Raw genomic sequence first — 13,190 nt, 5'->3', positions numbered from 1 at the left:
TGCTCTCACGGGTAATCAGGTCAATGTCTCGATCAAAAGTGTTTTTAAGCTCTGTCTTCATTTGGTCTAAAGTTCGGAAGTGCTATTTCGCCCCGACTTTGGTCTTTTTTGGGCATTCACTACATAGATGACACTACCAAATCATGCAAGGATTAAAAATTAATATCCAAACTACTGACAATCTTCTCAAGAAAGCACAGTCAGGAAAATTGGCTACCGTAGAAATAGACGAAAGTAGCGGAATTTTAAAGTATAGGTTTCACATATAAAATAGATGTAGTTCATGTCAAACCCAACAAAAGTACTGCACATGTTGTTTTTTTTGAAAAATATCTGAGCAAATGGATCTGCCCGGACCGTAAACCGTTACCATCGATAGAACAAAACTTAACATACCAGTAAAAATTTTTAACGTATGGCAATGGCTTGGTTAATGGGGTTGGGTTTGGCCCTGGCTTCGGTGCTGTGGGTGGAACTGGTGCGGGACTGCTACCATGCCCTGGCCCATGTGTGGTCGCCCCTTTATCGTCTCCATGGTTGGCACCATCGGGTGTTTCGGTCGGATTTGTCGGTGGTGAGTACGGAAATTTATCAAAAGGCCCACTGGTACAATGATGTACCGGAAGCATTGGTAATGTTAGCTTTTGGTATTTGGCCCCCGCTGTTGACTTGGATGTGGCAGGGTTTCAGTCAGTGGCCTCTAATCCTGGCCGCTAGCGCTGGAATGGTCTACACCCTAGGTTTTTTACTATCGGCGATCGCCAGGGGAGTGGGGTTGCCCAATGCAGACGAAATTACGGATTTAACCCATCGCCCCGGGCCATTTTTAACACCACCGGCCCCGTGGATGGTGAACCGGACTTATCATTGGCGGCATCATTTTGACGATCCTAATGCTTACTTCTGTGGAACTTTAACTTTGGTGGATAAAATGTTGGGCACCGCTTTGTCCCTAAAAGGTAAAAAAATTGCAGTGACCGGAGCTTCCGGTGGTTTTGGCCAAGCCCTGTTGCAGGAACTCCATCAACAAGGAGCTAAGGCGATCGCCATTACGTCCTGTGGTCAGGAAGTAACTGTTATCGGAGCAGAGAAAACTATTCCCATCAGAACCGAACAATGGTGCATTGGCCAGGAAGATCAACTGAAGGATTTACTGGCGGAAATTGATGTTTTAGTTATCAACCATGGGGTAAACGTCCACCAAAGGCGCGATGGCCAGGCAATTCAGGAAGCCTATGAAGTCAACACTTTTTCTGCCCTACGGCTGATGGAATTATTCCTAGCCACGGTGAAAACTAACCGCCACATCGCCACCAAGGAAATTTGGGTCAATACCTCTGAAGCGGAGGTGAACCCGGCCTTTAGTCCTTTGTATGAACTGAGCAAGCGGGCGTTGGGAGATGTAGTTACCTTGAAGCGCTTGGATTCCCCCTGTGTGATCCGTAAGCTGATTTTAGGACCGTTCAAAAGCAAACTTAATCCGGTGGGGATTATGAGTGCAGCCTGGGTGGCTCGGCAAGTGGTGAAGGGGGTAAAACGGGATAGCCGCAATATCATCGTCACCATCAACCCGATCACATTTATTGCTTTTCCTGTCAAGGAATTTTTTGTCTCCCTTTACTTCCGTTGCTTCACCAAAAAGTCCTAGTTGGTGTTACGGCCTTTGCCGGGATGCATAGCTGAGTAAAAGCAAAAAGAATGCCGTTCCCAAAAGATATTTCAAACCATCGGGAATCCAAGGGGCCGGGGAAATAAACCCTTCAATAATGCCCGCAACGATCAGCAGGGGCACAATGCCAAATACCAATTGAGCGGCGGCGATCGCCTGTTGTTTGATGGCGTAACTTCGACGGTAGGGCCCTGGCCAAACAATGCCCTTAGCAATGAGTAATCCCGCTGCCCCTGCCAGAAAAATTGCCGGTAATTCCAGGGAACCGTGGGGAAAAACAAAGCCCCAAAAGGGAATGGCTAAATTATGTTGGGCTACCAATGTTCCCACCGCCCCCAGCAGTAAACCGTTGTAAAACAGAGCGTAAATAGTCCATAGTCCCACCACCACTCCTCCGGCCACCATGCCAAAGGCCACAGAGAGATTGTTGATCATAATGCCACTGGCCGCCACCGGCTTCATCGTTAAAATTGACCCCATCCAGAGCTGGCCTTCGTCCCGAACAGTGCTGATTAAATCCCCTGGCACCACCAATTCTAGAAAAGCGGGATCCCGCCAGCTATACCACCAGGCAATGGCACTGGCGAAGCAAAAAATACCAAAGGCCGCCATGGTGTAAATCCCCGTTTGTCGCAACACTAACGGCAACTGCCACAGGTAAAATTCTTTTACTTTGCCCCATTCCTGTCGGCGATCGCCTTGGTAAATCTGGCTGTAGGCCCTAGTGATTAAAGCTTGTAAGTTTTGCCTCAGGCGGGGATTGAGATTATGGGTTTGGGCTCGGGCCAGGTCGGCGGAAGTAGCCCGGTATAAACTAGCCAACTGTTGAATGTCCTCCGTGGCCAGGAACTTGATCCCCTTGGTTTCCATACGGGTCAAAATTTGGTCCAGAGTCTGCCAATCTTGGTCACGGCGGGCAATCCAGCGACGAAAATCCATGGGAGAAAACCTAACAAATAAACTATTTTGGCACCTAAGTTCCAGCCCTCGACCCCTAAGTGAACGGCAAGGATTTTCCCTGGATAGATGCCACTCCCCGAAAATATCGCAAGCAATCGCTAGAATGGAGGGCAATGTCTAGTTTTCCTGACCACATCCTAGGTACCTATGCCCCAATTTCCGTGGAAAGATAACGATGCCGAGCTGTCCCCCTTAGAAGCCTTCCTAGCCGAATGGGATGATCCCGAAGCGGAGGAGGAGGATTTTCGCAACGATTTCTTCCGGGGATCGGAGGGGCGGCGCAAAAAAGCAGCGGTAATGCTTATGGCCATTTGGACAGTCGTCATCACTCTCCATTACTGGGTTTGGGGCAGTTGGCTGGTGTGGGCCCTCACCGGTGCCCTCTCTTTGCAGGCTCTCAGGTTAATGAAAGCAACCCCAGAAGAAGCCCCCCCCCTGCTTACTGGAGATGCATCCACGGTGCCCTATCCCCAGGTTTGTTTAATGGTGGCCGCCAAAAATGAAGAGGCGGTAATTGGCAAAATTGTGCAGCAGTTATGCTCTTTGGACTATCCCGGCGATCGCCATGAAGTTTGGATTGTGGACGATAACAGCACTGACCGGACTCCGGCCATCTTGGACCAACTACGTCAGCAGTATCCCCAGTTAAAAGTAGTAAGGAGAGGCGCGGGGGCCAGTGGCGGTAAATCAGGGGCTTTAAATGAAGTGTTAGCCCAAACCCAAGGGGACATCGTTGGCGTATTTGATGCCGATGCCAATGTGCCCAAAGATTTACTGCGGCGGGTGGTGCCCTATTTTGCTTCACCGACTTTTGGGGCTCTACAAGTACGCAAAGCGATCGCCAACGAAGCTGTCAATTTTTGGACCAGGGGCCAGGGGGCGGAAATGGCCCTAGATGCCTATTTTCAACAGCAGAGAATCGTTACCGGCGGCATTGGAGAACTGCGGGGTAATGGTCAATTTGTGGCCCGCCAAGCCCTAGATGCGGTGGGCGGCTGGAATGAGCAGACCATCACCGATGATTTAGACTTAACCATTCGCTTACATCTCCACCAGTGGAAAGTGGGTATTTTAGTCAATCCCCCGGTGGAAGAAGAGGGAGTCACCACGGCGATCGCCCTTTGGCACCAACGTAATCGCTGGGCGGAAGGCGGCTACCAACGATACCTCGACTATTGGCGCTGGATTTGCACCCAACCCATGGGCTGGAAGAAAAAGTTGGATTTGTTTTCCTTTCTATTAATGCAATATCTTTTACCCACCGCCGCTGTACCGGATTTACTCATGGCCCTGTGGCAAAGACGTTTTCCCCTGCTCACTCCCCTCAGTTATCTGGCGATCGGTTTTTCCTGTTGGGGCATGTACTACGGACTAAAGCGCTTAACTCCCAGCGAAGGCGAATCTCCTTGGCAACAAATGCCGGCCCTACTAGCTCGCACCATCGGTGGCACCATTTATATGTTCCACTGGCTGATCATTATGCCCGCCGTCACCGCCCGCATGGCTTTTCGCCCCAAACGACTCAAGTGGGTGAAAACGGTCCACGGTGCTGCTACGGAGGATGCCCTTGAGCTGAAACAAAGTTAAGAACCAAGCGTTAATTATTAATTGTTATTGAGGCACAAACTATGGCATTAACCATGCCACGATTTTTTTCTGCTTTCCTTTCCCCCTTATCCGTAGTGCTTCTGGTGGCTGGTATGGGATTCCCTGCTGTCCAAGCTTTGGAACTGGGTGAACCAGAAGGTCAACTGCAAGCCCTCCGGAAGGTTTTCTGCTCGACGGAAGATGGTCAACCGATAATCTACTGGTGGGAAGGTAAAACCTATAGTCGGATTCCAGGAGAGCCAGACCGTTTGCTTTTTCTGGTGGAGGGCATGAATATCCGCCAATGTGGCCCCCTGGCAGATGGCCATGATGACGAAGATTTTCGCATGGTGAGCCGGGAGATTTTACTCTACAAAGATCCCGTTACCGGAGAAGTGTTACGTCAGTGGGAAAATCCCTGGACTGGCAAAACAGTCGAAGTCTTTCATGTGGCCAACGATCCGGTGAATTTTAGCTATCGCTTAAAGGACAATGACGGCAGTCCGATCGCCAGGGAACTTACGGTGTTAGGAAACCAATGGTGGATGAACGTAACCGTGCCCCTGTTTTACCCCAATCCCTTGGGAGGGAAATTTCAGCGCTATGTGGGGGGAACCTATCACGCCACGGAGATGTTCAACTTCTTTGGTGATGTCGACGCTTTGACGGATCCCCAGGGGACCTCAGCCCCGGCCTCCGTTGGTTGGGCTAGGCTTTCCAACTGGTTACCTTGGATGGAAATGGGCGATCGAGTTGGGTTGTTATACTTCAACACCGCTGGGCGTAAATTAGCCAGCTTCGATGATTTGTCGGCAGTAATGCAGAAGGAAATTACCACTAACTTTCCCGAGTACGTTGAACCGCCACCCTTATCTGACCAGCGTCCCAACGAAACCAGTTGGAGTTCATTCCGGCAACTCTTAGAAAGTGGTAAAAATCAGTAACTGGGAACTACTTTGGTATTCAACGTTGGATTTTTTAACACCAACGTCAAGTCTCCGAATTATCCTCCGCATCAAAGGGAGTAGAAATTGCCGGTTGAAAAAGGCGGAAGACGTCATTGTTTGCTATGATATGGAACTGTCAGTCTGGAGAGATGGCTGAGCGGTTGAAAGCGGCTCCCTGCTAAGGAGTTATGGGGTTTATAGCTCCATCGAGGGTTCGAATCCCTCTCTCTCCGTTTACTCCTATTCCTGAACAGTGCCTAGCAAATAAAGTAGAGCCATGCGGATGGCTACTCCACTGGTTACTTGGTCTTGGATCAAGCTAATGTCCGGGTCATCCATCAGTTCGGAGCTAATTTCTACCCCCCGATTCACCGGCCCCGGATGCAGCACTTTTACCCCTGGTTGACACACCTTTAGGCGATCGTGGGTAATGCCGAAATAATGGTGGTATTCCCGCAAACTGGGTAAAAGATGGGCTGTCATCCGTTCTTTTTGCAACCGCAAAGTCATAACTATATCCGCCCCTTCCAAGGCTGGCTGCAACTGCCAATGACAATGGAGTTTACCCGATCCCGGCGCTAGGGTTAATTGTTGAAATTCCTTTGGTAACAGGGTGGGAGGCCCCGCTAAATGCACGTCAGCCCCGGCGGTAGTTAGACTCCACAGATTAGAACGCGCCACCCGGGAATGTAAAATGTCTCCTACCACCGCGATCTTCTTTCCCTGGAGGCATTGAATGGCAGGATTGTCCGGCGCAAATTGGGAGCAGATAGTAAATAAATCCAGTAATCCTTGGGAAGGATGCTCATGTTGCCCATCCCCCGCATTGAGTACCTTGACTCCGGTTTGGAGCCGGTCCATTTGGGAAGCAATGAAATGGGGCACCCCGGCCTGTTGGTGGCGGATAACAAAAATGTCAGACCCCATGGCAAGGTAAGTTTTGGCGGTGTCCAAAATAGTCTCTCCCTTGGTAAGGGAAGAAGTACCAGGGGAAAAATTCATCACATCAGCGGAAAGGCGCTTGGCCGCTAACTCAAAGCTGCTGCGGGTGCGGGTAGATGGCTCAAAAAAAAGATTGGTGACTACTTGTCCCTGGAGGGCAGGTACTTTTTTTGTTTGTCCACTCAGTACTTGCTGGAATGTGGTGGCGGTCTGTAGCACAATGTCTAATTCTTCGCCCCGCCAATCGGTTAGGTCTAAAATGTGGTTTCGAGTCCAACTGGCCACCATGGTCATTGCCTTAGATTGCCTTAGATTGCCTTAGATAGATATGGGGCAGGCGGTAGTCCCCAGGGATCCATATTGGGGGCGATCGCCAGTTAATGCAAGTCTTTTCCTCGCTACACTAGGGAGGAACGTTCCCATGTATTTAGCTAAAAGTCCGTGGTATTCTGAAATGCGCCAACGGTGTTTAGCTTTTGCCCTAATTTGACTGCCTTTGACTATGACCACCGCAACCCATTTGCTGAAACTTGCCGCGACAGTTCTATTAGGAAGCTTGGTGACAACGGCCCCATTAGTTAGGGCCCAGTTCACAGCCCCGGCTCCCCAGAATAATACTTCCACCCCGATCCCCAAGGTGGAACTAAATTTCCAGCCCTTGGAAACGGCCTTAGCATCCCAGCAGTTTAGTCAGGCCAATGAAATTACCCGCCGCCTGCTGTTGGCCGCTACCAATCGGACACTCCAGGGTTGGTTGACCACCGACACTATTGAGCAAATTCCCTGCCAGGATCTGAAAACCATTGATCAGTTATGGTTACAACATTCCAACAATCGTTTTGGCTTCACTCCCCAATTGGAAGCGTTTTTGGCCACGGGGAATCGCCCCGGTAGATTAATGTCACCGGAGTCCTACGACCAATTTGGTGATCGCATTGGCTGGCGTAAAGAGAACCAGTGGGTCATTTTCAAGAAAAATTTGGACTTCACCCTTAACGCCCCGGCGGGCCATCTACCTAGCCCCAGGGATGAGTACCAAATTAATGGTGGGCGCTTAGAATACACTGCCCTCATGGGTCGTTTCCAAGTCTGTCAATCGGGACAAGTACCCACTGCTCCAGTGCGCTTTACCCCCTTTGGCTCCTAGAAAAAAAGCCTCTGCCGAAGAGTCTTGAGCAATTAATTAAAAAGGTAACAGTAACAGGTAAGCCCATGGCCAATTTAGAAACCTATGTGCGGATGGCGGAGGATGAACTGACGGAATACAGCAGTGAGGCCCGCAAAATAGAAAAAATTCGTCGCAAGATGGCTTTATCTCTCAACTACAAACAACAGCAGGAGTTAAAAGCTGAGGTGCTAGAAATTATGCCCCAGGGATTTTTGCCTCGGTTAGTGGAAGATAATCGTCAAACGGCTGCCCTACCTTTTTGGGGTATTGCAGGCTTGGGCTTATTATTTGGTATTTCCCTGCAACAACCGTTGGACTTTCTGGCTCCGGCGATCGCCTTACCCATAGCGGTCAAAATTCAACAGTGGGGCTGGAAATTACAGGCTAAAAGGTTACTTCTGAAAACCATTGATGAATTGGAACAGAGAATCAAAAATCCAGAACAGTCTGCCGGATGAATTATTTTATTTAAGCAAGCTGGCATCAACGGCAATGCTCGTGCTAGCGAGCTCATCTTCAACCGGATTAAAACTTTTTATAACCCGGCCACAGAACCACCATTTTTGAAAATATTTATGGCTAATGGGATCCGTTAAATCGGTGAGGGAATCGATGCCAATACCGTTGCGGCCATGGGTTTTGCCAGAACTGTGGATATATTTTCCTTCCCCCAGATACATTCCCACATGATCCACCCGTTGATTGCCAAAAAAAATTAAATCCCCCGGTAAAAATTCCTTGGCGATCGCCTCCACCATTACTTGGTTTAATTCTCCCGATCGCCGTTGGGGCCTCACATCAACTACTTGCTGACAAAAGGCGGCCTGTTGATAGGAATCCCTGGGTAGCCAAATACCTTGACTAGCAAAAGCGGCTTGCATTAAACCGGAACAGTCGTAGTTGGGGCCGATATTACCTCCCCAAAGATAGTAATTTTCCCTTTGCTTCGCTTCCAGCAAATAGTCAATTACCTGGGAAATTCGCTGTTCAATTTCGGCTCTGGTTACTGTCACTGGTTGATAAGCATGAACGGCCGGGGTCAAATTTTGTAAATCGTCCTCCGCTAGCCAACCTTGGTAACGGTCTTCCGCCTGTTCCACCAACACTGCTGACCGTTCAATCTTCTCTGTTAGGCGCAAATATCGTCCCTGTTTTGCTTGGGTAGCTAATTCCTGGTGATCGCTACTGTCGTAAAAATTTAAATCCTGTTGGCAAATGAATTGGCCTGTGGGAGATACCGGCAACATCGACTGAAACTTATTTCCACTCGCCATAAACTCCTCTATTTTCCTCCAGAAAAGCCGGAAGCCCGGAGTTCACGCCTACCACAAGCATCCCTTATTGCTGCTACCTTCCGGTCCTGACAAGATTTGGGCGTTGTAATCGCATGAGTCCGAGCCATTTCTAACCTATCACACTTTCCGTCGCCTTGCTCTCATATTCCGACCTACCCACTGCCCAAGCCCTGGAACGATAAAACCAGACAAGGTAGCGGCATTTCAACTGCATTTCCCTATCTGGTCTTAGTTGTCACTATTGTTCTCAACGGAGAGGGAGGGATTCGAACCCTCGTTGAAGTTACCCCCAAACAGCATTTCCAGTGCTGCGCCTTCAACCGCTCGGCCACCTCTCCAATTTGGTCACAAGAAATGATTATACAATAGTGGAAGACACAAACCTAATTTGGATTCAAACCAGCCCATAATGTCCCGTTCCCACCGAGTTCTGATCCACGATCGCCAAAACGAAAAAGACTACAGCGTGATTGTCTCCGACGACCGTTACATTCTCCACCAGGCGGAAGACCAAGGTTTTGAGTTACCGTTTTCCTGTCGTAATGGGGCCTGTACGGCCTGTGCGGTGCGGGTTATTTCTGGGCAAATCCATCAACCGGAGGCCATGGGACTATCCCCGGACCTACAACGGCAAGGTTATGCTCTTCTCTGTGTTAGTTATGCCCAATCGGATTTGGAAGTGGAAACCCAAGATGAGGACGAGGTTTATGAGTTACAGTTTGGCCGCTACTTTGGGGCTGGTCGGGTGCGATTAGGTTTGCCTTTAGATGAGGACTAGGTAGGCTACAACTACAACCTGATTTTCCTAGTTGCAACCTTTCGTTTGGCCAAATTGAGAATTTTTGTAATGACTTCTGCCCAAAAACCCGTTTTTTCCCCATCTGATCTACAAACTTGGTTAGAAATTGCAACGGAGGCGGTGCTGGCGGCGGGGGCGGAAATTTTTTCCCTCTGGGGTAAGGTGCAACAGATACAGGAAAAAGGCCGGGCCGGAGATTTGGTTACGGAAGCCGATCGCCAAGCGGAAGCGATTATTTTGGAAATCATTAAACGCCGTTGCCCAGACCATGCCATTTTGGCCGAAGAATCAGGGCAGTTAGGACAGGTTGACAATCCTTTTTGTTGGGCCATTGATCCCCTCGATGGCACCACCAACTTTGCCCATAGCTATCCTGTGTCCTGTGTTTCCATTGGATTACTGATCCAAGACATTCCCACAGTGGGCGTAGTTTACAATCCCTTTCGCCAGGAATTATTTCGGGCTGCCACCAGTTTAGGAGCCACATTAAATCGCCGGCCCATCCAAGTATCCACCACCGCCAGCTTGGATAAAAGTTTACTGGTGACGGGTTTTGCCTACGACCGAGTGAAAACTTTAGATAACAACTATCCAGAATTTTGCTATCTCACCCATCTCACCCAAGGGGTACGGCGCAGTGGCTCAGCGGCGATCGATCTCATCGATGTGGCCTGCGGTCGTTTGGACGGCTATTGGGAAAGGGGGATTAATCCCTGGGATATGGCCGCTGGCATTGTCATTGTGCGGGAAGCAGGGGGAATAGTTTCCGCCTATGATTGTTCTCCTCTGGATCTAAGCACTGGGCGCATTCTGGCCACCAATGGGAAAATTCACCAGGAACTGAGCCAAGCCCTGGCGGCAACTCCCCAATGGTTCCAGCAGTACGCCGCCGCTAGAGCACAAAAAATTTGATTGCTTTGGTGCTCAAGAGAAATTAGGGGTCAAGCTTTGGTGAACGTTTCTAACAATTTGAGAGTATTTTTCTCTTTCTGAGGAATAATGGAGTAGAAAGGGATAGAAATGCCCCCCTCCCGTAATTTTTATGAGCTCGTTTCCCATCAAGCAAGGACTGTTTAATTATGACGTAGTTGACCACCACGCCATTCTTGGCTGTCCTCTGGATGCGACTCCCGAAGAAATTCGTAAAAGTTATCTCAAGATTGCTTTCCAACTACACCCCGACACATCAAAAGCTACCAACGAAGAAGAGCAAGCCTTAGCAGCAAAACTTTTCTCCAAGTTTGTTAACCCGGCCTATGAAGTTTTAAGCCGAGAGAACGACCGTAAAGAACACTTGCTTATCATCCAGCAGACAGTGAGCAACTTAGCTAGCATAGGGCAACCGAGCTTTAGCAGTGCAGAGTCCCAGAAACTCCAGGGAGCAAAGCAAAATTTGGAATTGGTTTACCGCAAGGTGGTCACCCCCCTGAGCAAAGGGCTTTACGAAGACTTTAAAACGGTTTTTCGCAAGATTGCCCAAGTGAGCGAATACAATCTGATTTTTTTGATGGTGAAAGGGGAAAATGCTTCTGCCCGCCCTGTGTTCCAAACTATTGCGTCTTCAAAAGAAACGGTTCCTCCCGTGGTTTCAGGACGATCGCCCCAGGGCCCAACCCCAACCCCTCCCATCAATAATCCCCCGGCGGAAGAACTTTCTCCCTTTGAAAAGAGTTTACGGCGAGCCCAGGAAAACTTTGATCGTCGGCAATATGAGAAGGCCATTGCCGAATTGAAATCTGCCCTGAAAACCGACCCCAAAAATGCCCAGGCTCATTGTTTATTGGGCATGGCCTATCTAAAGAACAACATGATGACCATGGCCAAGGTTCACATTGGCTCAGCAGTGAAGTTAGACCCCAATGACCCTAAAGTGATGGCGGCGAAAAAAGAATTGGCCAAGCACACTAGTTCCGGCAGTAGTCAGGAGGGAGCCAAGTCCAGCCAAGGGGGATTTTTGGGCGGGTTATTCGGGGGCAAAAAGAAATAACCCAACCAATTAACATCAGGTAAGTAGTGGGAAGTTCAGAATGTTTTAAGGTTCCTCAGCCCTAACGTCGAGGGCGAATCACTAAGCGGCGGTGGGGCTCATAGCCCTGGCTTTCTGTTTCCAAATCCTGGGAATCTTCAAAAAAGCTATGGACCTGACGGCGATCGGCCGCAGTCATATCCTCCATCTCCACTGGCTCAAGGGTTTCCCGTACCCGTTGGGCTGCCATTTCCGATAAAGAAATCAACTCCGACTGGCGACGAGACCTAAATTCTGCCAACTCCACCGTGATGGGCGTAAAGTTTATGCCACCGTCGGCCACGGCAGGACGTAGAGAAGCATTGAGTAAATACTGAATGGCATCTAAAGCCAAACCGTTCTCCGCTAGCAACCGCTCAATCTGGCTTGAGGATAGATTTTTTTCCTCAATGACTAACCAAGGGCCCATCACCAAAGTATTTTCTTTATCCTCTGCTACGGTGACAGTACTGGGAAAACCCATTAGAGTGAGAAGTTCTTCGAGCCAATTCTGGGCTTGGGTAACTATTTTTTCCATCGTCAATATTCAGGTCTCAATTTAACTTCCGCAATCACAATAAAGCCTCCATCTCTACTGAGAAAGGTGAAGACTTATGGTTTAAAAATTTACGAGGTTTTTTCCTTCTTTTTACTGCTTTTCTTTTCAAAGGGTAGGGACTCCCGGCCTTGGGTGGCTTTTTGTTGTTCATCTAACAACTTTTGCAGGTTTTCCGGTAACGGCTCTCGCATCAGAATGAGGGTCTGTATTGTCTGGAAGACGTTGGCCATGACAATGTACATCAAAACCCCGGCCGGCAAAGGGAAGAACAGGAACATGCCGCTAAACAAAATAGGGGTAATTTTGTTGATGGTCTGTTGCTGTTGGGCTTGAGCGTTGGGTGCACCTCCCCCGGAGGCACCGGACAATTCTTGGTTGAGATAAATGCTGAAGCCAAAGAAGACAATCATGCCAAGGATGTCCCAGTTGATCTCACCGTTTTCGCCAGTTACTCCCACTTGCCCCAGGGCCTTGATGAAGAGAAAGCCGGTGCGGGCCGCAATGCCGGGGATAGTTACTTGGACGGTAGCATCCCCCGGTACTAGGGCTTCAATGGTGCCGTCGGGATTAACGCTAATGCGGTCTTCACCTTTGGTGACACTATAGGTAGGGGTTAAAATTTGGCTATTTTTTTCGGGGATTACTTGGTTAAAAGCTTTGCCTTCGGTGCTCTGAATTTCCAACTGGGTTTTCTCCCCGACTCCAAGCATTTTGCCACCGGGCAGGAAAACAGCAATGGGATAATGGAGGGCTTCGTCTACGTAGATATTTTGGGGTTTCGTGGAGAAAGTTTGGGGAACAATGCGCTCTACCTGTTCCTGGGGTAATATTTGCAGGTCAACGGTGTAATTAATATCGGAAAAGGGAGATCCCCGCAGGGTGGCAAATAGGGCAAACAGGATGGGCATTTGCAGCAACAGGGGTAGGCATCCGGCCAGGGGATTACCAAATTCCTTCATGACCTTGGCCATTTCTTCTTGCTGTTTGGCTGGGTCGTCCTTGTAGCGTTTTTGGATTTCTTCTTGGCGCTCTTTCATCAGGGGCTGGGTGATTCGCATTTTTCTCATGTTGCGAATCTGGCCGGCACTGAGGGGATAAAGCCCTAAACGAATTACTAGTGTGAGGGCAATAATAGCAAAACCATAACTGTGTACAATCCCGAAGAAAAAATCCAGGATTGGCAGCATGATATTTGTCGAAATAAAACCGATACCAAAATCCATTGCTAACAAGCTCTCTAGATAAATATTGCCAAGGTT

Annotated in this window: 13 protein-coding genes, 2 tRNA genes and 1 other RNA gene; 9 read left to right on the top strand and 7 right to left on the bottom strand. The window is 49.1% G+C overall.

Features of this window, described 5'->3' with window-relative positions:
• Positions 1-415: 415 nt before the first annotated feature.
• A complete protein-coding gene (locus C7I86_RS08755; protein WP_010872878.1) occupies positions 416-1,648 on the top strand; it encodes a bifunctional sterol desaturase/short chain dehydrogenase in 1,233 nt (410 codons plus the stop codon).
• A gap of 6 nt (positions 1,649-1,654) precedes the next feature.
• Here the strand turns inward: C7I86_RS08755 and C7I86_RS08750 are convergent, their stop codons facing one another.
• Positions 1,655-2,608 (bottom strand): stage II sporulation protein M, encoded by a 954-nt coding sequence (locus C7I86_RS08750; protein WP_010872877.1) that lies wholly within the window; start codon positions 2,606-2,608, stop codon positions 1,655-1,657.
• Positions 2,609-2,776: 168 nt separating this feature from the next.
• On the opposite strand from C7I86_RS08750, the gene C7I86_RS08745 reads away from it, so the two are divergent.
• The 3 genes from C7I86_RS08745 to C7I86_RS08735 all read left to right on the top strand — a co-directional run bounded on the left by C7I86_RS08745 (position 2,777) and on the right by C7I86_RS08735 (position 5,396).
• The gene (locus tag C7I86_RS08745; RefSeq protein WP_010872876.1) at positions 2,777-4,216 is read left to right on the top strand and encodes a glycosyltransferase family 2 protein; all 1,440 of its coding nucleotides are present in this window, start codon (positions 2,777-2,779) and stop codon (positions 4,214-4,216) included.
• Positions 4,217-4,257: 41 nt separating this feature from the next.
• Positions 4,258-5,160, top strand: a complete 903-nt coding sequence (locus tag C7I86_RS08740; RefSeq protein ID WP_010872875.1) for a DUF1838 domain-containing protein — start codon at positions 4,258-4,260, stop codon at positions 5,158-5,160.
• 146 nt (positions 5,161-5,306) lie between these two features.
• Positions 5,307-5,396: transfer RNA gene (locus C7I86_RS08735), tRNA-Ser, on the top strand.
• A 7-nt stretch (positions 5,397-5,403) separates the two neighbouring features.
• Here the strand turns inward: C7I86_RS08735 and pyrB are convergent.
• On the bottom strand, positions 5,404-6,399 hold the full coding sequence (pyrB, locus tag C7I86_RS08730) for an aspartate carbamoyltransferase (protein ID WP_010872874.1): 996 nt from the start codon (positions 6,397-6,399) through the stop codon (positions 5,404-5,406).
• 208 nt (positions 6,400-6,607) lie between these two features.
• Here pyrB and C7I86_RS08725 point away from each other — a divergent pair, with 208 nt between their 5' ends.
• Both C7I86_RS08725 and C7I86_RS08720 read left to right on the top strand, forming a co-directional pair.
• Entirely contained in the window at positions 6,608-7,252 is a 645-nt protein-coding gene (locus C7I86_RS08725) for a GUN4 domain-containing protein (protein WP_010872873.1), read from the top strand.
• Between the two features lie 65 nt (positions 7,253-7,317).
• Positions 7,318-7,731: a hypothetical protein gene (locus C7I86_RS08720; protein WP_010872872.1), complete on the top strand. Its 414-nt coding sequence runs from the start codon at positions 7,318-7,320 to the stop codon at positions 7,729-7,731.
• Positions 7,732-7,737: 6 nt separating this feature from the next.
• Here the strand turns inward: C7I86_RS08720 and C7I86_RS08715 are convergent, their stop codons facing one another.
• The 3 genes from C7I86_RS08715 to C7I86_RS08705 form a co-directional block, all read right to left on the bottom strand.
• Entirely contained in the window at positions 7,738-8,547 is an 810-nt protein-coding gene (locus tag C7I86_RS08715; protein WP_010872871.1) for a C40 family peptidase, read from the bottom strand.
• 29 nt (positions 8,548-8,576) lie between these two features.
• Positions 8,577-8,673: signal recognition particle sRNA small type (gene ffs, locus C7I86_RS08710), an RNA gene on the bottom strand.
• A 146-nt stretch (positions 8,674-8,819) separates the two neighbouring features.
• Positions 8,820-8,906, bottom strand: a tRNA-Ser gene (locus C7I86_RS08705).
• A gap of 71 nt (positions 8,907-8,977) precedes the next feature.
• Between C7I86_RS08705 and C7I86_RS08700 the strand changes: the two genes are divergently transcribed.
• The 3 genes from C7I86_RS08700 (at position 8,978) to C7I86_RS08690 (ending at position 11,354) form a co-directional block, all read left to right on the top strand.
• Positions 8,978-9,346: a 2Fe-2S iron-sulfur cluster-binding protein gene (locus C7I86_RS08700; protein ID WP_010872870.1), complete on the top strand. Its 369-nt coding sequence runs from the start codon at positions 8,978-8,980 to the stop codon at positions 9,344-9,346.
• A gap of 69 nt (positions 9,347-9,415) precedes the next feature.
• Positions 9,416-10,279 carry an inositol monophosphatase family protein gene (locus C7I86_RS08695; protein WP_010872869.1) on the top strand — a complete coding sequence of 288 codons (864 nt, stop codon included), beginning with the start codon at positions 9,416-9,418 and terminating at the stop codon, positions 10,277-10,279.
• Positions 10,280-10,409: 130 nt separating this feature from the next.
• The gene (locus tag C7I86_RS08690; protein WP_010872868.1) at positions 10,410-11,354 is read left to right on the top strand and encodes a J domain-containing protein; all 945 of its coding nucleotides are present in this window, start codon (positions 10,410-10,412) and stop codon (positions 11,352-11,354) included.
• Between the two features lie 61 nt (positions 11,355-11,415).
• On the opposite strand, the gene C7I86_RS08685 is transcribed toward C7I86_RS08690, so the two are convergent.
• Both C7I86_RS08685 and yidC read right to left on the bottom strand, forming a co-directional pair.
• Complete coding sequence (locus C7I86_RS08685) at positions 11,416-11,910, bottom strand: protein jag (RefSeq protein ID WP_010872867.1); 495 nt, start codon at positions 11,908-11,910, stop codon at positions 11,416-11,418.
• 89 nt (positions 11,911-11,999) lie between these two features.
• Positions 12,000-13,154, bottom strand: coding sequence for a membrane protein insertase YidC (gene yidC / locus C7I86_RS08680; RefSeq protein ID WP_010872866.1), 1,155 nt, complete (start codon positions 13,152-13,154; stop codon positions 12,000-12,002).
• Positions 13,155-13,190 lie beyond the last annotated feature (36 nt).

Origin of the sequence: Synechocystis sp. IPPAS B-1465, from assembly GCF_003015225.1 — a bacterium.
In the GTDB taxonomy this organism is placed as follows: domain Bacteria; phylum Cyanobacteriota; class Cyanobacteriia; order Cyanobacteriales; family Microcystaceae; genus Synechocystis.
This window is presented reverse-complemented; position numbering and strand designations above follow the sequence as displayed.